Here is a 21,105-nt window from a genome sequence, read left to right as displayed (position 1 = left end):
TCCCAGTCTCCCTGATTTGGGTTGGCATTTTTAATGCGGAATAGAGCCAACAACACCTTCAACGAACCATTGGAGTGAGAGTTTTTCTTTATCCGGTAGCTCTTGGCCTTTTTTAACCATTAGTTTTCCATGCTGGTCATAGATTGGGCCTGCAAATACCTTAAATTTGCCTTCTTTTAACTCTTGCTCTCTTTTTAGAACATACTTTTTGACCTTTTCAGGCACTGTATCTCCGAATTTGCCAAGTTTTACTATACCCGTTTCTATACCACCCCAATATCGGGTTGCTTTCCATGTGCCATTCTTTACTTCTTTTAAGACTTTCACATAAAAAACTCCCCAATTCCACGCTCTTGATGTCAAAACTGTCTTTGGGAATTTGTCATGAATATCCCTATCGTATGCTATGGCGTATATGCCTGCCTTTTTGGCTGCTTCAATTGAAGCTGGTGAATCGCAGCCACTTGCTATAATATCTGCACCATTTGCTATAAAAGTTTCTGCTGCGCTTCTCTCTTTTACTGGGTTAAACCAGGAGTTTGTCCAAATTACGTGAACTTTTGCTTTTGGATTGACTTCTCTCGCACCAATTGTAAATGCATCTATTTCTCTTACGACTTCAGGAATAGGAAATGGAGCTACAAATCCTATATAATTTGACTTTGTCATCATTCCGGCAACTAAACCAGCTAAATAATCGACCTGGTACATTCTACCGAAATATGTTCCCATATTCTTTCTTATTTTGTATCCAGAACAGTGTTCAAATATGACATTTGGATAATCCTTTGCGACATTATACATGGAGTTCATAAAGCCAAAACTCGTTCCAAAAATGACCTTGTATCCTTTGTGAATGTAGTCTCTAATGACTTTCTCACAAGGTGCACCTTCGGGCACATTCTCTGAATATGATGTGATTACATAAGGTAGATGTTTTTGTAGATACTGCCTGCCTTCATCATGGGCCTGGCTCCAACCACCATCATTATGTGGACCAATGTAGAGAAACGCTACCTTTATCTTGCCATTTTCTTTAGCAAGACTGTTGGGCAACTGCATAGACATCAGAAGAGCCAAGATTAAAACGAATAGGAAAGTTCTCTTCATCTCTTCCCTCCCTTCCTGTTTTGGAGATTTTTACCAATATACTTTCTTCTGGTCAACCAAAAAAATTTGTAAATAAAAAAAGGGAGCTTTAAGCTCCCTTTAGCTGCTTTTGGGTTGTTTTTTAGACTTTGAATCTGTTTACCATGTTTTCCACTTGGACTGTAATTCTGTTTAGCTCTTCTGCTGCCCTTGATACTTCTTCGACAGCTTTTATGTTTTCTTCTGCTGCTTGAGCAATATCTTTTATCTGCATATCCATCTCTGAGAATGTGCTTGATAGCTCTTCTGTTGCGGCAGAAGTTGAGTTAATTTCTTCAACAACCCTGTTTGTTTTCTCAACAATTTCTTCAATGTTCTTTTTATCTTCTTCTGCCTTTTTCTCTTCTTCTAAAATCATCTCACTTGCTTGGCGAGTCTTTTCAACTGCTGTTTTTGTGTCATTTTGAATCTTTGTTATCATTGCTCTGATTTCTTCTGTTGCACTCTGTGTTTTTTCTGCAAGTTTTCTTACTTCATCTGCAACAACGGCAAAGCCACGGCCAGCTTCTCCAGCGCGCGCTGCTTCAATGGCTGCATTTAGAGCAAGCAGGTTTGTCTGGTCTGCAATCTCGTTGATTACGCCAACAATCTGGCCTATCTCTTTTGATGATTCGCCTACGGTGTTTATCTGCTCCATTGCTTCTTTTGCAAGCAGAGCGTTCTTTTTCATTCTCTCAAGTCTCTTTTCTATATCAACTATCATCTGATTATTGATTTCTCCGACTTCGTTTGCGAGATTATTAACATTTTCTGTTGCAACGGCTATATCGTTTACAGCCTGAGATGTGTCGTTCATTGCATTTGCTATCTCTTGAGTATTTCTTGAAGTTTGCTCAATAGATGCAGACATTGTTGTTGCTGCAGATTGTAGATGAGATGAGTGGTTGTTTAGCTCTGTTAGCGTGCCTTTTATCTCTCTTATCATCTGTTGTGTTTTTTCTAAGAACTTGTTAAACCACTCTGCGAGTTCTCCAAGTTCGTCTTTTGTGTCTATCTGGATTCTTTGGGTTAAATCACCCTGACCACTTGCAAGATTTCTGGCTTGATTTGTGAGAACAGCAATATTTGCGAGGACATATTTGAATATTGCAAATACAAGCAATAAAACTGAGACAACACCAGCACCAAAGGTTATGCCATAAAGTATTAAGTCTGCCATTGCAGAGTTCATTTCTTTTTTCATGTCGTTGAGTATAGATGCTTCCATGAAATCTTCTATATTTTTCAAAATGTTTATCTTTTTTGTGATGGTTTTAAACCAATACTCTGGGTCAACGCCGAAATTACCTTTACCAAAGTGTGTTATAGCTATCTCCCTCATTCTATTTACTTCTTCTATGCTTGGTCCTGTGAAATGTGTTTTAAAGTAATTTAGGAATCTGTCGTTTGCCGATATTTCAAATGAATGAAGGTAACTTTTTTGTTCTGCTATCAATGTTATAAATTTTTCGTACATACCTTTACCAAAATGTCCTTGAGCAAATGTGTTGGAAAGGACAGCTCTCTCAATACCAGCTCTCTCTTTAGAAAGGAGGAAATTTGTGTATGCATTCAATTCTTTTGATAATTCTGCATCTTTTATACCATATCCTATAGCACCAACAGCATCAAGTAAGTTAGAGTTTATCTGTGTATACCATGCAACTTCCTTCTGGACGGATATCGCAAGATTATCAACTTTATTTCTCATAGCTTGTAGGCCTTTTAGCTGTTGAACGGCGGCAATAAAGTATTTCTTAAATCTTGGGTTTGAATCTAAATTTACATGTTTTGCTACATTATACAACTCTTTAAGTTTCTTGTCGGTCATTAATCTCTGATTTGCAAGTATGGATTGAAATTTTGTGCCCTTTGCACCTAAGAAACCGGCTGATGCACCTCTCTCTTTTTGTAGTTCGTGGACAAGGCTACCTATTTTTACTGATAACACTACAAGTGATTTTGACCGAGATAAATTGGTGTAACTTGATAACTTCTCAATGAACAGGGAGCCAGCAAAGAAGAGTAAAGCGATGGATACTAAAGCGATGGAGATGGAAAGTTTGGTTTTTAATTTCATAGACTACCTCCGAACATTTATTTTTTTACAAATATTTTCCTTTATTCAAAAAAGTCAAGTTTTATTCCTTAGCGTTTGTTGAGTTATGTGTTCCGCCTGGTCTGTTGTACGGTAATGGTATGTAATTAACTGATTGGGTTGCTGTTGGTTGTGGATAAAGCTCCATTAAAGCATATACTTCTTCTGGAACATCCGTTGAAACATTTAAACCGAGCTGTTTTGCATGCTCAACGGTTATTGGGTAATCGTGTGTCCATTTGCCGCTTGATAGCTCTTCTGCAACTCTATTTGCATTGTCTTCTGAGAATCCCTTTTTCATAAGCAGTCTCTTTACAGTATCATGCATTTGACTTAGGGCTTTCTCGCTCATATCTATTTTAATCAGCATCTCATCGCTTATGTCTTTTATCTCTTTTAGCTCTTTTATTCTCTTTATACTTGCTGCTGGTTCATGACCTAACTGTGGGTCAACAGGACCCAAAACGGCATAGTTGTCCATTAAGATTTCATCTGCGGCTAAAGCTATTAAAGTTCCACCAGACATAGCATAGTGTGGGACGATAACTCTAACCTTTGCCTTATGGTCTGCTAATGCATTTGCAATCTGAGTTGCAGCCAAAGCCACACCACCGGGCGTGTGGACTATCATGTCTATTGGCATATCATCCGGGGTTATCCTAATTGCCCGTAGAATTGCTTCTGAATCTTCGATGTCTAAAAATTTCATAGAGAAGAAGCCAAATAGAGATTTTGTCTCTTGTCTGTGTATTAAAGTTATTACTCTTGATGAGTGTTTCCTTTCAAGTTGTCTTATGAGTTTCAATCTGTTGCCTTCAAGTGCGTGTGTTTTGAAATAGGGGTAAAACAGCGTGATAAAAAAGATTATCCAGAATAGCTGACCAATCAGAGTATCGAACAAATGCATAGATAAAACCTCCACTTAAAAATTTACTAAATTATACTAAAATTTGTTAGTTAATCAAGATAAGTGTATTTGGCTGAAGTTGCAACTGCTTGACACTTTTTAAGTTATAAAATAAAGTTAAAATATGAATAATAAGATTGAAGAATTAGCGGATTTAATAGTAAGAGAAGGTATAACTTCTGAGACTTTGGATAAAATCGCAGATTATTTTAATGTAGATGGTTGCACAATTATTTGTATAAAGGATTTTGATTTAACTCTTGTCGAGTCGTCATCTTATTTCAAGGAAAACAAGATTGATATAGTGGAGCTTTACAATAACACAAAAGAAGAAAATCTGTTGTTATATGAAGCTATAAAAAAAGGCTATCTCGTTGTGAATAACTATCAAGATTATAAAGGATTCTCGTCTTTATGGAGAGAGATTGGCTTAAAGTCTGTTTTGCTTTTTAGATTGGATGCAGAATTTAATGCTGTTTTGGGTCTTGAAAGTTTTGAAAAGCCAAGAAAATTTACATCTGAGGATATTAAAGATATTGCTTTTCTTTCACGATTTATCACTGTGTTAGTGGAAAATAAAATGTTTAAGGATTTTCTTCAACAGGAAATTTTAAACCTTGAAGTAGAAAGACCTAAATGTAGTGATTTAAGTTGTCTTAAAAGTTGGGTTGAAGGTAATCTAAAAAAAATATTGGATATAACAAAAGCGAAAGCCGTGAGTTTGGTTTTTCCAAAGAGAAATCTGTATGCATTCGTTGATGTGTCAGCTCAGTTTAGTTGCGTTAGTTTTAAAAAGGTTGAAAAAGTGAAAAGTATGCTTTCGTATAAGATGTTCGAAAGAAGACTTAAAGGTGTAGCAGTATTTAGGTATGAACTGTCTAAGGATAGACTTAAGTGTTTTAAAAACATAAAGCAGGATTTATCTATTGATAGCATATTAATTATACCTATCTGGGATGATGGTGAACTTATAGCGACGGTTGGATACGGTTATGTTCATGATTATATGTTTTCTGTCTATGATATAAATATAACTACACTACTTACAAGGCAACTACTGAAGTTCCTTGATGAGATAAAGGAGTATCACAAGCTTAAAAATGTTATAAGCAAAAATGAAGAAGAGATAATAAACAGCTTTATTATTACAATTGAAATGAAGGATGTTTATACAAAAGGCCATTCCCAAAGGGTTGCGTTTTATTCAAAGAGAATAGCAGAGAATTTAGGTTTGACAAGTAAGCAGGTTGAAAGAATTTACATTGCCGGACTTCTGCACGATATAGGCAAGATAAGTTTGCCGGATTCTGTTTTATTGAAACCATCTTCTTTGTCTGAAATTGAGTTTGAAATTATAAAATATCATCCTGTCTTATCTTATGAAATTGTTAAGCGTTTTAAAACATTGCCAGATTTGAAGAGTATTGCTGAGATGGTTAGGCATCATCATGAGCGTTGTGATGGGAGTGGATATCCTGATGGACTTGACTGTTCGAAGCTTTCAAAAGGTGCAAAGATTCTTGCCATTGCTGATGTGTTTGATGCCTTAACGACTTCAAGGCCTTACAGAAAGGCGTTTAGTGTTGATGAAGCTATACAGATTATGATTTCTGAAAAGTGGCATTTTGATGAGAATTTACTTAAAGAGTCGATAGATGTTTTGAAGAAGAGTTTTAATGATGCTATGGAGATGTCTCAAAAATCTCTAATCCCAGAAGCGTTTGATGAGTATAAGAAAAAGTTTAGCAATGTGGATTATCTGACAGGTCTTCTGAAAAGGGATATATTTTTGAAGAATGTTGACAATCTGCTTGCTTTAAAGAAAAACTTTAAAATTTACCTTGTTGATGTTAAGGATATGGATTTTATAAACCTGACGCATTCGACGGTTTTTGGTGATGAGCTGTTAATGAAGACGGCCGCTGTTTTGTCTGAGCTTACCAAATACGGTGCACTCTTTTTAAGCAGATTTGGCGGTGATTCGTTTATCTTTGCTCTGCCTTATTCTAAAAAGGTTGATAATGTAAGCAGGGTTGAAGGTTTCTTAAAAGGCCTTTCTGATGAAGTTTCAAAAAGGCTTAATCATCTTGATAAGGATTTTAAGGTGAAGTTCACCATAGCATCTGTTGATTCAAGTGAAGGTAAAACACCGATTGAGCTTATTTATATTTTGAGAAAGAGAAAGAGAATGCTCTCAATTTAATATGAGACTCGATGTTTATCTAAGCAAATCACATATTTTGGAGTCGAGAAGCAAAGCAAAAGAGCTGATTTTGAAAGGCTATGTTAAGGTTAACGGAATTGTTATCAAAAAACCTTCCTTTTTGGTTGATGAGAGCGATGAAGTTGAAGTGTTGAAGCTGCCAGAATATGTAAGCAGGGCAGGTTATAAGCTTGAAAAAGCCATTGATGAATTTGGCATTGATTTGAAGGATAAGGTTTGTCTTGATGTTGGCTCATCAACGGGTGGTTTTACCGAATGTATGTTGAGAAATGGTGCTAAGAAGGTGTTTGCAGTTGATGTTGGAAAGGAGCAGATGCATTTTAGTTTAAGGAGTGATGAGCGGGTTGTTCTGTTTGAAGAGACGGACATTCGCTATTTTAAGCCCGATGAGAGATTTGACTTTGCATCTATTGATGTAAGCTTTATTTCGCTAAGACTTGTGCTTAAGCCTGTGAAGGATTTACTTAAAAATGGTGCTGAAGTTGTTGCTTTGATTAAACCACAGTTTGAAGTTGGAGTTGGTGGAACAAAGAAGGGTATTGTTAGAGATGAAGATAAAATAAAGGGCGTTATTAATGATATAAAAAATTTTGCTAAAGCGATTGGTTTTGAGTATAAAGGGTTAATTGAATCACCCATTAAGGGTAAAGAAGGCAACAGGGAGTTTTTAATCTGGCTGAAAAATGGATAATATTTTGGCTTTTGTTGGTTCTTTAGCTGAAAAGTATGGCTTTTTTGTCTATCTTGTTGTGTTTTTTGTCTCTTTTTTTGAATCATTCTTTATAATTGGTGAGTTTGTGCCGGGTGCTGTTTTTGCCGTAGGCAGTGGGTATGCTGCAAGCAAAGGTTTGTTGAATATTTATGCTTTAATTGTTTTTGGTTCCTTGGGTGCTATAGCTGCAGATTTTGCAAGTTTCTATTTGGCTTTTCTGTTTTACGATGAGATAAAGGATAAACCGTTCTTAAAAAGACATAAACAGGCTTTCGAAAAGGGTGTTGATTTTTTTGAAAAGTTCGGCGGTGTAAGTGTTTTTGTTGGCAGGTTTGTTGGTGCTTTAAGGCCTGTTGTTCCATTTGTTGCTGGAATTTTCAGAATGAATCCGTTGCACTTCTCATTTTGGGCTATTTTAAGCGGCATTTTGTGGGGCATTGCCTATTTTGGCGCAGGTTTTCTCTTTGGTAATAATATAGACATGATAAGCTCTCTGTTTAGAAGATTTAATCTGATTTTGATTGTTTCTGTCTCTGTGTTGGTTTTTGTTTATCTTTTGATAAGGGGAGAGGGTGATTGATTATCTCTTTGTTGTTTTGATATCGTTTTTTGCATCAGGCATTGGCGCTTTGCTTGGCATAGGTGGTGGCGTTATAATGGTGCCGCTGTTTGTTTTATTTGTTAAAATGCCTATACAAAATGCCGTTGCTATAAGTTTGTTTACGATTGTTGGCACAAGCACACTTGTGAGTTCCAAGTTTATAAAAAATAAGGCATTGAATTTGGAATTGGGTTTGTCTCTTGAACTTGCAACAACAGTTGGTGCAATAGGTGGCAGTTTGATAGCTTTAAGGCTTACCCATCGTACTCTATCTTTGATGTTTGGTCTGTTTCTCTTTTTTGTTTCGTTTTCAATGTTTAGGAAGGTTAAAGAGACAGATACCAAAGCTGGAAAATACTCCTATTTTGATGAGAAGGAGAAAAAAGAGATATTCTATGATGTTAAAAATATGCCTGCTGCCTATCTGCTTTCGTCTGTTGCTGGTTTGGCGTCTGGTATGTTTGGCATAGGTGGTGGTGTTTTAAAAGTGCCGCTACTTGTTAAGGTTTGTAAAATTCCAATCAAGGTTGCAACGGCTACAAGTGGCTTTATGGTTGGTATAACGGCATCTGCTGCTGCTTATGTCTATTTCTCAAAAGGAAGTCTCAACCCATATTTTGCATTTTTGGGTCTTGTCGGCTCGCTGTTGGGTTCTAAATGCGGTGTTGTTGTGCATTCAAAGATAAAAGCGGATTTATTAAGGAAGGTTTTTGCTTTTTCACTTATAGCAATAGCACTCTTTATGATTGCAAGGGCGTTGTAATGAGAGAGCTATCCTTTCTATTTAAAGTTGTGTTTTTTGCAAGCTTTAGCTTGCTCGGTGTATCCTTTTGTATGCATGTTTTAGGTTATGATGTTAAGCTGTTTGCTAAGTCTGGAATAGTGGTTCTTCTGCTTTCGCCTATTTTAACGGCTCTGTTTTCGGCTTACTCATTTGCAAAGGATAAAAACATAAAAGCCGTTCTTCTCTCTCTTCTTCTTATACTCGTCTTGATTTTGAATGTTGTGATTAGCTAAAAAAGGGAGCTTAAAGCTCCCTAATTAGATTTCGAATGACTCGCCTGGATTTATGATGATGACTTCTGCTTTGCTGCCAACAAGCTCTTTGAATTTATTTGGGTCTTGTTTAATTAAAGGCCATGCAAGATAGTGCATTGGCATAACCTTTTTTGGTTTTAAGAACTCAACAGCCTTTGCTGCATCTTCAGGTCCCATTGTGAAGTTATCGCCAATAGGTAAGAGTGCAAGGTCAAGTCCAAGTTCACCTATCAGTTGCATGTCAAGGAATAATCCTGTATCACCTGCATGATAGATCTTTTTGCCGTCAAGTTCAACAACAACGCCACAAGGATTGCCCGTGTATATTATGTTGCCGTTGTCTTCAATTACAGCACTTCCGTGATGTGCAATAGTCAATTTTACCCACAAGTCGTCGAATTTGTAAGAGCCGCCTATGTGCATCGGATGAACATTCTCAACGCCTTTGCTCTGGCAATACATTGCAAGCTCGTAGGGTGCGATTAATGTTGCTTTTGTTCTTTTTGCTATATCTATTGCATCGCCTAAATGATCTCCGTGTCCATGCGTTACGATTATGTAGTTTACATTAATATCTTCTGGTTTTGTATCCTTTACATCTGGGTTGCCAGTGATGAATGGGTCGATTATTAGCTTTGTTTTAGAACCTTCGATTAAAATGGTTGAGTGTCCTATCCATGCGATTTTTGGCATAGCTCACCTCCTTCAGTTAATTTTTCTAACCTTTATAATATCCCGTTTAAGTTAAATATCAAGTCCATCTAAAAAATCTATTTTTTTATAAACCTGCTGCCCGGTTTCTCAAGTGGAATACCTTTTTTGCACAGCGGGCAGTTATCTGGTTCGTAATTTTCAATTTTTAGCTTAATTAAAGGGAAGTAATCTATGCCTTTTGGGTCGAAATTGCCGCCTCTGTCAACTAATGCGCCTACGCCAACGATGTTGTCTGTGTATTGCCTTACGACATCCAATGTTTCATTTACGCTTTTTCCTGTAGTTACAACATCTTCAACGACTAAAACCCTTTCGTTTTTGTCGATTGTGAAGCCTCTCCTTAAGGTGAGCTTGCCGTCAACACGCTCTGCGAATATGCTTCTTACATTGTTTCCCAAAGCCCTTGCAACATCGTAAGAGACTAAGATTCCACCCATTGCTGGTGCTATAACGACATCGATCTCTTTATCCTTGAAATACTCTGCGATTGAAGAGCATAAAAGCCATGCGTCGTGTGGATACTGCAAAACTAAAGCGCTCTGCAGATAAAACTCACTGTGCAAGCCACTCGATAATAAGAAGTGTCCCTGAAGATATGCGTTTCTTTTTTTGTAAAGATTTAGTGCTTCATCTTGTGTTAACATCTTCTATCTCCTTTCTAATTTTTTCAAATGCTTCTTTTGGATTTTCTGCTTTGTAAATTGGTCTTCCAATGACCATATAGCTGCTTCCTAACTCTATTGCGTCCTTTGGTGTTGTTACTCTCTTCTGATCACCCTTGCTTGCCCAAGCTGGCCTTATGCCCGGTGTTACGATTGTGAAGTAATCGCCAAAATTGTCCCTTAACATCTTTGTCTCTTTTGCTGATGCTACAAGTCCTTTTATGCCAGCTTTTTTGATGTTTTCTGCAAGTTTTAGCACAGTCTCTTCAACTGTTTGATTTATAAACATGTAATCCTTTAGGTTGTCGTTGTTAAAGCTTGTAAGAACGGTAACTGCAAGGATTAAAGGACCCTGTTTTGAGTGTTTGTCTTCAAACTCCTTTACTGCATCGCAGGCTGCCTGCATCATCTCAATGCCGCCAAATGCATGAATTGTCAGCATATCAACACCGAGTTCACTTGCAGCATAAACGCTCTCTTTGACTGTATTTGGTATGTCGTGATACTTTAAATCTAAAAAGAGCTTTTTGTTTCTCTTTTTTATCTCATCAATTAATTTTGTTCCGTATGCTGTGAAGTTTACTGCACCAAGTTTAAACCATACAGCATTTTCTAATGAGTCAATCAGGTTTAGAATTTCGTTAAATCCTCTTAAATCTAATGCTGTTATTATTTTCTCATTCGCTTTCATTTTCCAACTCTCCTTTGTAAACTCTGTCTAATATTGCATTTACCAAAGCCTTCGATGAGTCTTTTGAGTACTCTTTTGCTATATTTACATACTCGTTGATTGTAATTATAGGATGTGCCTGTTTTAAGAATAAAAGTTCGTATATACCAACTCTGAGAATTGCCTTGTCAATTAAAGACATTATGTCATCGCCAGATTTTGCATATTTTTTTATTAAAGAGTCTATATAAAGCAGGTTCTTTAATGTTCCTTTTATCAGCTTTTTTGTTAGCTCTTTCTCATTCTCTTTTTTTGGATGACCAACAAATTCTATGAATGAGTCTATATCGTCTTTATTGTCAAACTCTGTTGAGTATAGGTAGTGGACTGCCGTTGCTCTTGCTTTTCTTAAAGACATGTCTATATGTTTCTGTATAGGTTAATCATCTCAAGCAGAGAAACCATAGCATCAAATCCTTTGTTGCCCATTTTTGTGCCTGCTCTCTCTATTGCCTGTTCAATTGTGTCTGTTGTTAAGACACCGAATGAAATCGGCATCTTGCTTCTTAAGGAAACCTGGGCAATTCCCTTTGCCGTCTCATTTGCTACAAAATCGAAGTGCGGTGTTGAGCCTCTTATTACTGCACCAAGACACAATATACCGTCGAAGTCCTTATCTGCAAGTTTTGATAGAAGCATTGGTATCTCAAAGGCACCGGGAACCATATAAACAGTTAGGTTTTTCTCATCTCCGTTGTGTCTAACAAACGCATCGACTGCACCATCAAGCAGTTTCTGAGTTATGAAGCTGTTAAATCTGCTTACAATAACCGCAACTTTTAAATCTTTTGCATCAAGCTTTCCTTCAATGATATTCATTTTCTTCTCCTTACACTTTTGTTAATAAATGGCCCATTTTTTGCTTTTTTGTCTCAAGATAACACTTATTAACGGCATTGGGTGGTATCTCTATTGGCACTCTTTCAACGATTTCAAGCCCATACCCTTCAAGTCCTATTATCTTTTTCGGGTTATTTGTCATGAGTTTTATCTTTCCAACGCCTAAATCAACCAAAATCTGAGCACCTATGCCGTAATTTCTTAAGTCTGGTTTAAAGCCCAATTTTATATTTGCTTCAACAGTGTCGTATCCCTGGTCTTGCAAAGCATAGGCTTTGATTTTGTTTGTTAGGCCTATGCCTCTTCCTTCTTGCTGCATGTATAAGACAACGCCTTTGCCTTCTTTTTCCACCATTTCCATTGCTGCATGCAGCTGGTCTCCACAATCGCACCTTAGTGAACCTAATATGTCTCCGGTTAGGCAAGATGAGTGAACCCTTACAAGTGTCGGCTCGTTTTTGTTTATTTTGCCTTTAACAAGAGCGACATGCTCAAAATCATCAACCTTACTTTTGTAAACGATAATTTTAAAGTGGCCATATTTTGTTGGCAGGTCTGCTTCTGCTGTTCTCTCGATAAGTTTCTCTTTTTTTAGCCTGTATTCTATTATGCTTGCAATTGTTATCATCTTTAGGTTGAATTTTTTGGCTATCTCTTCAAGCTGCGGCCTTCGTGCCATCGTTCCATCATCATTCATTATCTCACAAATCACAGCAGCTGGGATTAGTCCTGCCATTTTTGCTAAGTCAACGCTGCCTTCTGTATGTCCTGCTCTGACTAAAACGCCGCCTTTTTTGGCTTTTAATGGGAAGATGTGGCCTGGCTTTACCAAATCTTCTGGTTTTACATCTGGCCTTATTGCGGTCTGGATTGTTGTTGCTCTATCAAATGCGGATATGCCTGTTGTCACACCAAATTTAGGATGAGCATCTATTGAGACGGTGAAAGCCGTCTTGAATTTATCATTTTCATCAACTGTCATTAGTTGCAAATCTAATTTTTCTATCAGCTTCTCATCCATCGGAAGGCAGATTAATCCACGACCGTATTTTGCCATGAAGTTTATTGCTTCTGGTGTTACAAATTGGGCTGCCATTACAAAGTCGCCTTCGTTTTCTCTATCTTCATCATCAACCATTATAATCATCTTACCAGACCTTATCTCGTTTATGGCTTCTTCGACAGTTGCAAACATTTCGCTTCTCCTTCCTTTTTCTAAAATCGCACCATTTTATAAAAGGTTTTCGATTGTTTCAATAAAAACAGCAAAGACGATTAAATAAAACCGTGCTCCTTAAGAAACTCTTCGGATATTTGATTATTTTTTGCTTTTACAAACTTCTCAACATACTTTCCGATGATGTCTGTCTCTATGTTTACTGCGTCTGAAGGCTTTTTAAACTTTAGGTTTGTGTGCTCAAATGTGAATGGTATGATAGCGACGCTTAGTCTGTCAGGTTTTAGGTCTGCTATGGTTAGGCTTATTCCATCTATGCAGATTGAACCCTTTTCAACACTGTGCTGAAATGTATAACCATCAATTTTTATCGATAGAATATAAAAATCTCCTGCTTTTGTTATATTTTCTATTGTTGCTGTTGTGTCAACATGACCTAAAACAATGTGTCCATTTAGCCTTTCGCTTAACTTTAGAGCCCTTTCAAGATTAACCTTACTGCCGATGTTTAATTTTCCTAAATTTGTTCTTTTTATCGTTTCAAAACTAACATCAACGCTAAAGGTTGACTGAGTTTTATCTGTTACCGTTAGGCATGCACCATTTGTTGCGACACTATCGCCTTCTTTTAATTCTGAAGACAGAAACGATTGTATTGTCAATCTTATGCCGTTTTGAATGGTTTGAATGTTTTTTATCTCTCCAACATCTTCAACTATGCCAGTAAACATTAGAAGTATCCTTCAATTAGAAAATCTTTTCCGATTCTTTGGCATCGTGCATCCTTTAGCTGAATGGCATCTTCTATAGAAGATGGAGCTTCACATCCTGCAACATTGAAAGCACCGTATGAACCTGCTATCTTTGGAGCATAAAAGAGATAGGCTTTATTGTAAAGTTTGTGTTTTAGAAAATAGCCGTGTGTTCTGCTGCCACCTTCAACGACAACAGAGCAGATTTCACTTTTTAGAAGTTTTTCTGATAGTTCTTTTGGTTCGAACTCGCCTTTTTCATTTAAGGAACATTCTATAATGTTAACATCCATCGCTTTTAGTATTCTCTTTTTTGCACTGTCTGACTCTTTTGTTGTGATTATATAAACATTTTCTGGATATTCGGACAAAAGTTTTGCTGATACAGGAATTCTTAGATTTGCATCTAATATAACCCGTTTGGGTTGTTTGTATCTCGGGATACGACAGGTTAGGAGTGGGTCGTCCATTAAAACCGTATTGATGCCAACGAGAACGGCGGAGTGGGTTCCTCTTAATCTGTGTGTAAACCTTCGTGCAAGCTCGCCTGTTATCCATTGAGATATGCCGCCTTTTACGGCAATTGAGCCGTTTAGAAGCATAGCTGCCTTCATTATAAAGAACGGCTTTTTGTTGACTATGTTTTCTATGAATATCTCGTTTAGTTTTTTTGCATCTTCTTCTAAAACGCCGACTTTTACTTCTATACCGGCTTGTTTTAGTCTCTCTATGCCGCCACTTGCTTGTTTGTTTGGGTCTCTCATTCCTATGACGACACGCCTTATGCCGCTGTTTATTATAGCAATAGAGCAGGGTGGTGTTCTACCGTAATGGTTGCACGGTTCAAGGTTTACATATATTGTGGCATTTTTTAAATCGTTTTTATTTTTTACTGACTTTATTGCCACAACTTCGGCATGTGGCAAGCCTGCTTTTTTGTGATATCCTTTGCCGATAATCTTGTCATCTTTTACGATTACAGCACCAACCAGTGGGTTAGGGCAAGTTTTACCCTTTGCCTTCTTTGCCAGTTTTATGGCTTCTCTCATGAAAAATTCATCTGTTTTTCTCATCTTGCAACCAAAATACTAAATGTGGATTAAATTGTCAATTCCAGAGTAAATAGTGTTTGAAAAAGTAATTATGATTGGTATAATCTTCACCAAAAGGAGCAACCTATGCAAACCCGCTATTTTCGTGGCGAAAAACTCATAGACAGAGACAACGAAATAAACTTCTTCCTTGATTGGTTTAGAAGTTTACCCAAACTAATCCTTTGGGTTTATGGCCCAAAATCTTCAGGCAAAACAACACTCATTGAGTATGTTGTTGAAAAAGAGTTATTTGAAGATTTTGAGAACTTAAAACCCAAAGGTAATTGGTGGGTGAAGTATATAAACTTAAGAAGATATCTAATAAGCAATTACTCAAGTTTTATAGAAGCAATACTAACACCAGAGAAAGATGACAAAGGCAAGAAAGAAGAGAAACTCTCAGCAAGCTTCAATATTGGAGTATTCAACATAAAAGCAGAACTGCTAAATGAAGTAAAAAACAAAGAGAAAGACTTATTCAAAGTTCTAATGGAAGAGATACAAAACAGAACAAAGAAAAACAGACAACCTATAATCATCATAGACGAAATCCAAACACTTGAAGATATATACATAAATGGAGATAGAGAACTACTCAAAGAGTTCCTAAACTTCTGTGTCTCTTTAACAAAAGAGACACATCTGTCTCATGTTGTTATCCTAAGCTCAAACACTGTGTTTATAGATAGGATTTATAATGATGCAAAATTGAAGAAGACAAGTAAATTCTTCAAGGTTGACCATCTTGATAAGAGTATAGTTGTAGAGTGGTTAAGTTCTGAAGGATACACAGAAGAAGAGATAAATCTTATCTATGACTATCTTGGTGGTTGTATTCCAGATATACAAAGAATGATGTTTGAGAAGAAAGAGTTTAAGACATTGAAAGAGTATTTAGAGCATAGGGCGTTTTTGGCATATACTGAGATTATGCACTTTCTGAATTTCTCAGGTAAGATAGACAAAGAAGAGAGAAAGTTGTTCTATGATGTTTGTAGAGAAATTGTTAATAAAGGCTATTTTGAGCCAGATAACGATAAATACAGAACAGTTATTGAGAAGTTTGCAGAAGTTGAGATACTCTTCTATGACCCACTTGACTTGAAAGTCAAAGGCAACAGCAGGATTTATGAGAAGGGAATGGAGAGATTAGAGTTGTAAAATAGGTGAATTAATATGGCTTTTGTTCTTTTAACTGGTGCAACAGACGGCATAGGATTAAAGAGTGCTGAAGAGTTTGCAAAACTCGGTATAGACTTAATCATTCATGGCAGGAGTAAAACGAAGCTTGAAAACATAAAAGAGAGACTGCTTTCGCTAAATCCATCGGTAAAGGTTTTAACGCTTAAGGCGGACTTTTCAAACCTAAGTGAAACAAAAGACACTTTTGAATGTATCAAAAGTGAAAAAATACATACACTTATAAACAACGCTGGTTGCTTTGACTCAAAAGGCGTCATTACAAAAGATGGATTTGGTTTAAGCTATCAGGTTAATCATCTTGCTCACTTCTTAATAACACATATTCTACTTGATACCCTAATAAAAAACGCACCTTCTAAAATTATTATTGTCTCTTCAATGGCTCATGCTTCAAGTGTGAATTTTGAAAAGATAGAGAAGAAAGAGTTTTCCTATTCACATGAAGGATACTCATGCTCCAAGTTATGCAATATTCTCTTTGCGTTTAAGATGGCTCGACTTTTAAAACATAGAAATGTCTCCGTAAACTGCCTGCATCCGGGTGTTATAAATACAAAGCTCTTAATTGAAGGCTGGTCTGCCTGTGGTTTAGATTTATCTTCTGCCCACAAAATGATAATGTATGCTTACAACCTGCAAAACAGTGTAAGCGGTGAGTATCTAAAAGATTTTGAAATTGCAAGAGCCACTCTTTTTGCTTACGAGATTAAAAATCAAGATATATGCTACAAAATAGGGCTTAAACATTTGGAAGGTTATCTCAACGGCACAAAGGCAAATCCATAAAACTCTTCTTTTAGAAGGTTGCCATTTTTTTTCTCTATAAGGAATATCGACGATTCTATCGGTATAACCATTCTGCCACCTTCTTTTAAAGCGTTTGTTAGTTCTCTTGGCAGTTTGTATGCAGATGCAGAGACTAAAATTCTATCAAACTCTTTCTCATCTGGCGGCAGTTTATCGGCATTGTAAATCTCAACATTGTCAAAATTATATTTTTTTAGATTATCCTTACAAAACTCAACAAGCTCTGGGATTATCTCAACACCTATTACCTTGCCCTTTTTGGCTATACTTGCAAGAAGTGCTGTTGTATAACAGCTTCCACATCCAACATCTAAGATTATGCTATCTTCCAAAGGTTGCAAAAGCTCAAGCATAAATGCAACGGTATATGGCTGAGAGATAGTTTGCTCATGTCCTATAGGCAAGGGTCTATCTTCGTATGCATGCTCTTTGAATGCCTTTCTTACAAAATCAGCCCTATCAACCTTCTCAAACGCTTCTATAATTCTTTTTGTCTTTAAAACCCTTCTATATCTTTTTAAGTGCTCAACCAACTCATCATTTGTGCTCATCATCGTTAAAATATTAAGCCTTGCTTACAATAAGTCAATATTTGACATATCACTGTTAAATTTTATATTATTTTTTAGAATAATATTTACAAAAAAGGAGGACAACACTATGACAGAAGAGTTAAAGGATGTAGCTGCTGATGAGAAAAACGCAAGGATTGTCTATTATCTATACCTTGCATCGTTGGTTGTTGGAATTACGGCGATAGTTGGTGTTATTATGGCTTATGTTAACAAAAATGAAGCAGCAGACTGGGTAAAAACCCATTACAGATTTCAGATTAGAACCTTTTGGATAGGACTTGCCTTTGGTTTAGTCTCTGCTCTACTTTGCATTGTTATAATTGGGTATCTGCTTCTTATTGGAGTTGCCATCTGGTTTATCTTTAGGTGTGTGAAGGGCTTAACCTATCTTGAGAAGAAGCAACCCTATCCTGACCCTGAAACCTGGCTTGTCTAAAATATAAACCCGCCGTTTGGCGGGCTTTTTTATCCGAAACTCTCGTGTTCCGTTCTTCTTATTATCTCATCCTGCAGTTTTTCGTTTAAATGGCAGAAATAGTCGCTATATCCTGCAACCCTGACAATCAAATCACCGTATTTTTCTGGGTGTTTTTTTGCATCTTTTAAAGTCTCTGCGCTTACGACATTGAACTGAACATGATGTCCATCAAGCGTGAAGTATGTTCTAATCAGCTTGACCATTGCATTAATGCCCTTTTCGTCTTTCAATAAGTCTGGTGTGAATTTTATATTGAGAAGTGTTCCACCTGTTTTTATGTGGTCCATTTTTGCTGCGGATTTTAAAACAGCCGTCGGGCCATTTTTGTCCATTCCCTGAACGGGCGATATACCTTCTGAGATTGGTTCAAACGCTTTCCTGCCATCGGGTGTCGCACCGATTTTTGAGCCGAAATAGACATGAACCGTTGTTGGAAGCATGTTTATCCTAAACTGACCACCCTTGTATGTTGGTCTGCCGTCTATGTTCTTGAAGAACTCTTCAAATACTTCTCTCATCAAGCTATCTGCATAATCGTCGTCGTTTCCGTATTTGTGTGTTTTGTTTAGAAGAATCTGTCTTTGAATCTCGTATCCTTCAAAGTTTTTATCAAGCATCTCTTTAAACTGCTTTGGAGTGAATATTCTATCTTCAAATACCGTCTGCTTTATTGCGGCTAAAGAGTCTGTTATCGTTCCTGTGCCAACGCCCTGAATGTATGATGAGTTATACCTTGCACCGCCGTTGTAATAATCTTTGCCCTTCTTGATGCAATCGTCTATCAAAATTGACAAAAACGGTGCCGGCATGTGCTTTGCGTAAATCCTTTCGATTATCAGGTTGCCTTCAATTTTTATGTCAATAAAGTATTTGAGTTGCTTTTTAAATGCGTTCATTAGCTCATCGAAGCTTTTGAAATCTTCAAAGTTGCCCGTTTTTAGTCCGATTTGCTTACCTGTAAGCGGGTCTTTGCCGTTGTTTAGTGTTATCTCAAGCACTTTCGGAATGTTGAAGTATCCTGTTAGAGTATAATTCTCTTTGCCAAACGCCCCGGATTCAACACATCCGCTTGTGCCACCACATCGTGCATCGATGATATCCTTGCCCTGTCTTAAAAGCTCCTGCACGACGGCATCTGAGTTAAATACAGATGGCTGACCGAAACCCGTTTTTATTATGTCAATCGCCCTTTTTATGAAAGCATCGGGATTTTTCTTGCTTACATGAATTGAAGCATTGGGCTGGACGAGTCTCATCTCTTCGATAACATCAAGCAGAAGATAGCTCAACTCGTTTACATTATCTGAGCCATCTTCCTTTATGCCCCCTATGTTTATCTGGGCAAAATCGGTGTACGTTGAACTCTCTTCAGCCGTAACGCCAACCTTTGGAGGTGCAGGGTGGTTATGGAACTTAATCCACAGACACTCCAAAAGCTCTTTTGCTTTTTCCTTTGTTAGTCTACCTTTCTCTATGTCCTTTTTGTAGAACGGATATAGGTGTTTATCCAGCTTACCGGGACTAAAGGCATCCCAGCCGTTGAGCTCCGTTATAACGCCAAGATGAACAAACCAGTAATACTGCAATGCTTCGTGGAATGTGTCTGGCTTGTATGCTGGGACTTTTTCGCAAATTCGGGCAATCTCAAGCAGCTCTTCTCTTCTTTTTGGGTCTTTTTCTTCTTCTGCAAGCTCTCTTGCCTTTTCTGCATGCCTTTTTGCAAACTCAATTAAGGCATTTGCCGCTATCTTCATTGCTTCGAGCTCTTCTTTCTTATCCAAAGCTTCAGGGTCATGTTCAAAGTCAAGATTTTTAATTGACTCATCAATCTCCTTTATAAAATCCAGCATACCCTTTTTGTAAATTTTCCCATCTAAAACTGTATGACCTGGAGCCCTCTGTTCCATAAACTCCGTAAAGACACCAACTTCAAATGCATCAATCCAGCGCTGCGGCACGGATTTAAATATCATCTCTCTAATTGTTTTACCTTCCCAGTAAGGGATTATCTCTTTCTCATAAATTTCAAACACTTCGTCTGAAACCTTGTATGAGACTTTTGGTCTGTTGTTTAGGGCTTCTAAGTCTTCCCTTTTATGAAGTGTTATCTCTGGGTATGTCGGCGTTGCTTTTGGTGCTTCCCCTCTTTCACCGACTATGAGTTCGCCATCGCCTATATAGATTGTCTTGTGCTTTAAAATATACTCAAATGCCTTCGCCCTTTTGATAGGAATAGAAGTCTCTTTGCAGTTTTTGTAAAACTCTGTTAAAAGTTTTGCCCTTTCAACTGATACTCTCTCAACGGCTTCGATTGACTGCCTTCTGAGTTTTTTGATACGCTCGTTCATTCCACGCTCTTCTTTTACTATCTTTGTGTAATCTATGATTTTGCAGCTTGTGTTTTCCATAGCTAACCTCCTATATTCACATTAAAACCTGCATTTTTGAATGTTTCCTTCAGCCCTTCCATCTGTTCATCCGTTGGCTTTTTTATATCTGAAAGCATAAATGGTATTTTTAGTCTTCTGTATTTATCGACCATCATCGAATGATAGGGAAGAAGGCTCACACTCTTTATGTTTTTTAACTTTTTTAAAAACTCAATAGTCCTTCTGATATTCTCTTCATCGTCATTGATTGTTGGAATAATAGGAATCCTTATATCCGTCTTGCCACCGTTTTTATCAAGTTCTTCTAAATTTTTCAGTATCAGCTCGTTATTAACGCCAGTGTATCTTTTGTGTTTTTTTGAATCCATAATCTTTAAATCGTATAGGTATGTATCACAGAACTCAATCGTCGATAAAAGCTTTTTGGTCTGTGTATAACCTGTTGTATCAATGGCTATATTTAACCTTTCCTGTTTCAATCTTTTTAAAAGCTCCATCAAAAACTCATACTGCATAAACGGTTCGCCGCCTGAAATTGTTATACCGCCACCATCTTCAAAAAACGCCCTATCTTTTAGAAGCTCTTTTGTTAACTCTTCAACATCATAAAATTTTCCGATTACTTCAAGTGCATTTGTCGGACAATTCTGCCAACATTTGCCACACATCGTGCATCTTTTTGTGTTTATCTCAATCTTATTCTCAATAAACTCGATTGCATTCTCTTCACAAACGGCTCTGCAGGTTAAACACCTTATACACCTATTCTCGTAATACATAATCTCCTGATACGGCTTTTGGCTTTCGGGATTATGACACCAGAGACATCTCAACAGACAGCCTTTGAAAAATACCGTTGTTCTGATACCTTCACCGTCGTGTATCGAATATCGCTTTATATCAAAAATCAAGCCTTTTATTGGGTTTTTCATTTTACTGCCTCACCTTTTAACTCTCTGATATCTGATATATCAC

Annotated in this window: 22 protein-coding genes; 8 read left to right on the top strand and 14 right to left on the bottom strand. The window is 37.2% G+C overall.

From position 1 onward, the window contains the following. Positions 1-30: 30 nt before the first annotated feature. The 3 genes from G415_RS0105410 to G415_RS0105400 form a co-directional block, all read right to left on the bottom strand. Positions 31-1,110, bottom strand: a complete 1,080-nt coding sequence (locus tag G415_RS0105410; RefSeq protein WP_022670592.1) for a BMP family ABC transporter substrate-binding protein — start codon at positions 1,108-1,110, stop codon at positions 31-33. A 121-nt stretch (positions 1,111-1,231) separates the two neighbouring features. Beyond that, a complete protein-coding gene (locus tag G415_RS0105405) occupies positions 1,232-3,208 on the bottom strand; it encodes a methyl-accepting chemotaxis protein (protein ID WP_022670591.1) in 1,977 nt (658 codons plus the stop codon). A 61-nt stretch (positions 3,209-3,269) separates the two neighbouring features. Beyond that, positions 3,270-4,133 (bottom strand): SDH family Clp fold serine proteinase, encoded by an 864-nt coding sequence (locus tag G415_RS0105400; protein WP_022670590.1) that lies wholly within the window; start codon positions 4,131-4,133, stop codon positions 3,270-3,272. A gap of 124 nt (positions 4,134-4,257) precedes the next feature. On the opposite strand from G415_RS0105400, the gene G415_RS10745 reads away from it, so the two are divergent. The 5 genes from G415_RS10745 to G415_RS0105375 are packed head-to-tail and all read left to right on the top strand — an operon-like array spanning position 4,258 to position 8,687. Next, positions 4,258-6,336 carry an HD domain-containing phosphohydrolase gene (locus tag G415_RS10745; RefSeq protein ID WP_022670589.1) on the top strand — a complete coding sequence of 693 codons (2,079 nt, stop codon included), beginning with the start codon at positions 4,258-4,260 and terminating at the stop codon, positions 6,334-6,336. A gap of 1 nt (position 6,337) precedes the next feature. Beyond that, on the top strand, positions 6,338-7,048 hold the full coding sequence (gene tlyA / locus G415_RS0105390) for a 23S rRNA (cytidine-2'-O)-methyltransferase TlyA (RefSeq protein ID WP_022670588.1): 711 nt from the start codon (positions 6,338-6,340) through the stop codon (positions 7,046-7,048). Beyond that, positions 7,041-7,649 (top strand): DedA family protein, encoded by a 609-nt coding sequence (locus G415_RS0105385; RefSeq protein ID WP_022670587.1) that lies wholly within the window; start codon positions 7,041-7,043, stop codon positions 7,647-7,649. Before tlyA ends, G415_RS0105385 begins: the two co-directional genes overlap by 8 nt. Then, positions 7,642-8,433: a sulfite exporter TauE/SafE family protein gene (locus G415_RS0105380; RefSeq protein ID WP_022670586.1), complete on the top strand. Its 792-nt coding sequence runs from the start codon at positions 7,642-7,644 to the stop codon at positions 8,431-8,433. Before G415_RS0105385 ends, G415_RS0105380 begins: the two co-directional genes overlap by 8 nt. After that, positions 8,433-8,687 (top strand): DUF1634 domain-containing protein, encoded by a 255-nt coding sequence (locus G415_RS0105375; RefSeq protein WP_022670585.1) that lies wholly within the window; start codon positions 8,433-8,435, stop codon positions 8,685-8,687. Before G415_RS0105380 ends, G415_RS0105375 begins: the two co-directional genes overlap by 1 nt. 24 nt (positions 8,688-8,711) lie before the next feature. On the opposite strand, the gene G415_RS0105370 is transcribed toward G415_RS0105375, so the two are convergent. The 8 genes from G415_RS0105370 to ribD form a co-directional block, all read right to left on the bottom strand. Beyond that, the gene (locus G415_RS0105370) at positions 8,712-9,401 is read right to left on the bottom strand and encodes a metal-dependent hydrolase (protein WP_022670584.1); all 690 of its coding nucleotides are present in this window, start codon (positions 9,399-9,401) and stop codon (positions 8,712-8,714) included. Positions 9,402-9,478: 77 nt separating this feature from the next. Next, positions 9,479-10,066, bottom strand: a complete 588-nt coding sequence (gene pyrE / locus G415_RS0105365; protein WP_022670583.1) for an orotate phosphoribosyltransferase — start codon at positions 10,064-10,066, stop codon at positions 9,479-9,481. After that, positions 10,050-10,775 (bottom strand): orotidine-5'-phosphate decarboxylase, encoded by a 726-nt coding sequence (pyrF, locus tag G415_RS0105360; protein WP_022670582.1) that lies wholly within the window; start codon positions 10,773-10,775, stop codon positions 10,050-10,052. Before pyrF ends, pyrE begins: the two co-directional genes overlap by 17 nt. Then, positions 10,762-11,172: a transcription antitermination factor NusB gene (gene nusB, locus G415_RS0105355; protein WP_022670581.1), complete on the bottom strand. Its 411-nt coding sequence runs from the start codon at positions 11,170-11,172 to the stop codon at positions 10,762-10,764. Before nusB ends, pyrF begins: the two co-directional genes overlap by 14 nt. A gap of 2 nt (positions 11,173-11,174) precedes the next feature. Then, positions 11,175-11,633, bottom strand: coding sequence for a 6,7-dimethyl-8-ribityllumazine synthase (gene ribH / locus G415_RS0105350; protein WP_022670580.1), 459 nt, complete (start codon positions 11,631-11,633; stop codon positions 11,175-11,177). A gap of 10 nt (positions 11,634-11,643) precedes the next feature. Further along, entirely contained in the window at positions 11,644-12,849 is a 1,206-nt protein-coding gene (locus G415_RS0105345) for a bifunctional 3,4-dihydroxy-2-butanone-4-phosphate synthase/GTP cyclohydrolase II (protein WP_022670579.1), read from the bottom strand. An 80-nt stretch (positions 12,850-12,929) separates the two neighbouring features. Then, on the bottom strand, positions 12,930-13,562 hold the full coding sequence (locus tag G415_RS0105340; RefSeq protein ID WP_022670578.1) for a riboflavin synthase: 633 nt from the start codon (positions 13,560-13,562) through the stop codon (positions 12,930-12,932). Continuing rightward, positions 13,562-14,656, bottom strand: coding sequence for a bifunctional diaminohydroxyphosphoribosylaminopyrimidine deaminase/5-amino-6-(5-phosphoribosylamino)uracil reductase RibD (gene ribD, locus G415_RS0105335; RefSeq protein ID WP_022670577.1), 1,095 nt, complete (start codon positions 14,654-14,656; stop codon positions 13,562-13,564). The genes G415_RS0105340 and ribD overlap by 1 nt, the downstream gene beginning before the upstream one ends. Before the next feature lie 105 nt (positions 14,657-14,761). On the opposite strand from ribD, the gene G415_RS0105330 reads away from it, so the two are divergent. Continuing rightward, complete coding sequence (locus tag G415_RS0105330) at positions 14,762-15,838, top strand: ATP-binding protein (protein WP_022670576.1); 1,077 nt, start codon at positions 14,762-14,764, stop codon at positions 15,836-15,838. Between the two features lie 15 nt (positions 15,839-15,853). Continuing rightward, positions 15,854-16,666: an SDR family NAD(P)-dependent oxidoreductase gene (locus G415_RS09960; RefSeq protein WP_022670575.1), complete on the top strand. Its 813-nt coding sequence runs from the start codon at positions 15,854-15,856 to the stop codon at positions 16,664-16,666. Here the strand turns inward: G415_RS09960 and pcm are convergent. Further along, positions 16,636-17,241, bottom strand: a complete 606-nt coding sequence (gene pcm, locus G415_RS0105320; RefSeq protein WP_022670574.1) for a protein-L-isoaspartate O-methyltransferase — start codon at positions 17,239-17,241, stop codon at positions 16,636-16,638. The two genes, G415_RS09960 and pcm, sit on opposite strands and share 31 nt — an antisense overlap. Before the next feature lie 106 nt (positions 17,242-17,347). Here pcm and G415_RS0105315 point away from each other — a divergent pair, with 106 nt between their 5' ends. Then, entirely contained in the window at positions 17,348-17,698 is a 351-nt protein-coding gene (locus tag G415_RS0105315; RefSeq protein WP_022670573.1) for a DUF4870 family protein, read from the top strand. A 29-nt stretch (positions 17,699-17,727) separates the two neighbouring features. On the opposite strand, the gene hypD is transcribed toward G415_RS0105315, so the two are convergent. Then, positions 17,728-20,148 (bottom strand): trans-4-hydroxy-L-proline dehydratase, encoded by a 2,421-nt coding sequence (gene hypD / locus G415_RS0105310; protein ID WP_022670572.1) that lies wholly within the window; start codon positions 20,146-20,148, stop codon positions 17,728-17,730. Between the two features lie 2 nt (positions 20,149-20,150). After that, positions 20,151-21,062: a glycyl-radical enzyme activating protein gene (locus tag G415_RS0105305; protein WP_022670571.1), complete on the bottom strand. Its 912-nt coding sequence runs from the start codon at positions 21,060-21,062 to the stop codon at positions 20,151-20,153. Between the last annotated feature and the right edge of the window lie 43 nt (positions 21,063-21,105).

Source organism: Hippea alviniae EP5-r, from assembly GCF_000420385.1.
Taxonomy (GTDB): domain Bacteria; phylum Campylobacterota_A; class Desulfurellia; order Desulfurellales; family Hippeaceae; genus Hippea; species Hippea alviniae.
This window is presented reverse-complemented; position numbering and strand designations above follow the sequence as displayed.

What these genes read in the sequence shown, in the direction of transcription:
- G415_RS0105370 (WP_022670584.1), bottom strand. Translation starts at nt 9,401, where the DNA reads ATGCCAAAAATCGCATGGATAGGACACTCAACCATTTTAATCGAAGGT.
- ribD (WP_022670577.1), bottom strand. Translation starts at nt 14,656, where the DNA reads ATGAGAAAAACAGATGAATTTTTCATGAGAGAAGCCATAAAACTGGCA.
- pyrE (WP_022670583.1), bottom strand. Translation starts at nt 10,066, where the DNA reads ATGTTAACACAAGATGAAGCACTAAATCTTTACAAAAAAAGAAACGCA.
- pcm (WP_022670574.1), bottom strand. Translation starts at nt 17,241, where the DNA reads ATGATGAGCACAAATGATGAGTTGGTTGAGCACTTAAAAAGATATAGA.
- G415_RS0105410 (WP_022670592.1), bottom strand. Translation starts at nt 1,110, where the DNA reads ATGAAGAGAACTTTCCTATTCGTTTTAATCTTGGCTCTTCTGATGTCT.
- G415_RS0105385 (WP_022670587.1), top strand. Translation starts at nt 7,041, where the DNA reads ATGGATAATATTTTGGCTTTTGTTGGTTCTTTAGCTGAAAAGTATGGC.
- tlyA (WP_022670588.1), top strand. Translation starts at nt 6,338, where the DNA reads ATGAGACTCGATGTTTATCTAAGCAAATCACATATTTTGGAGTCGAGA.
- G415_RS0105375 (WP_022670585.1), top strand. Translation starts at nt 8,433, where the DNA reads ATGAGAGAGCTATCCTTTCTATTTAAAGTTGTGTTTTTTGCAAGCTTT.
- G415_RS0105315 (WP_022670573.1), top strand. Translation starts at nt 17,348, where the DNA reads ATGACAGAAGAGTTAAAGGATGTAGCTGCTGATGAGAAAAACGCAAGG.
- ribH (WP_022670580.1), bottom strand. Translation starts at nt 11,633, where the DNA reads ATGAATATCATTGAAGGAAAGCTTGATGCAAAAGATTTAAAAGTTGCG.
- G415_RS0105405 (WP_022670591.1), bottom strand. Translation starts at nt 3,208, where the DNA reads ATGAAATTAAAAACCAAACTTTCCATCTCCATCGCTTTAGTATCCATC.
- G415_RS10745 (WP_022670589.1), top strand. Translation starts at nt 4,258, where the DNA reads ATGAATAATAAGATTGAAGAATTAGCGGATTTAATAGTAAGAGAAGGT.
- G415_RS09960 (WP_022670575.1), top strand. Translation starts at nt 15,854, where the DNA reads ATGGCTTTTGTTCTTTTAACTGGTGCAACAGACGGCATAGGATTAAAG.
- G415_RS0105340 (WP_022670578.1), bottom strand. Translation starts at nt 13,562, where the DNA reads ATGTTTACTGGCATAGTTGAAGATGTTGGAGAGATAAAAAACATTCAA.
- G415_RS0105330 (WP_022670576.1), top strand. Translation starts at nt 14,762, where the DNA reads ATGCAAACCCGCTATTTTCGTGGCGAAAAACTCATAGACAGAGACAAC.
- nusB (WP_022670581.1), bottom strand. Translation starts at nt 11,172, where the DNA reads ATGTCTTTAAGAAAAGCAAGAGCAACGGCAGTCCACTACCTATACTCA.
- pyrF (WP_022670582.1), bottom strand. Translation starts at nt 10,775, where the DNA reads ATGAAAGCGAATGAGAAAATAATAACAGCATTAGATTTAAGAGGATTT.
- G415_RS0105305 (WP_022670571.1), bottom strand. Translation starts at nt 21,062, where the DNA reads ATGAAAAACCCAATAAAAGGCTTGATTTTTGATATAAAGCGATATTCG.
- G415_RS0105400 (WP_022670590.1), bottom strand. Translation starts at nt 4,133, where the DNA reads ATGCATTTGTTCGATACTCTGATTGGTCAGCTATTCTGGATAATCTTT.
- G415_RS0105345 (WP_022670579.1), bottom strand. Translation starts at nt 12,849, where the DNA reads ATGTTTGCAACTGTCGAAGAAGCCATAAACGAGATAAGGTCTGGTAAG.
- hypD (WP_022670572.1), bottom strand. Translation starts at nt 20,148, where the DNA reads ATGGAAAACACAAGCTGCAAAATCATAGATTACACAAAGATAGTAAAA.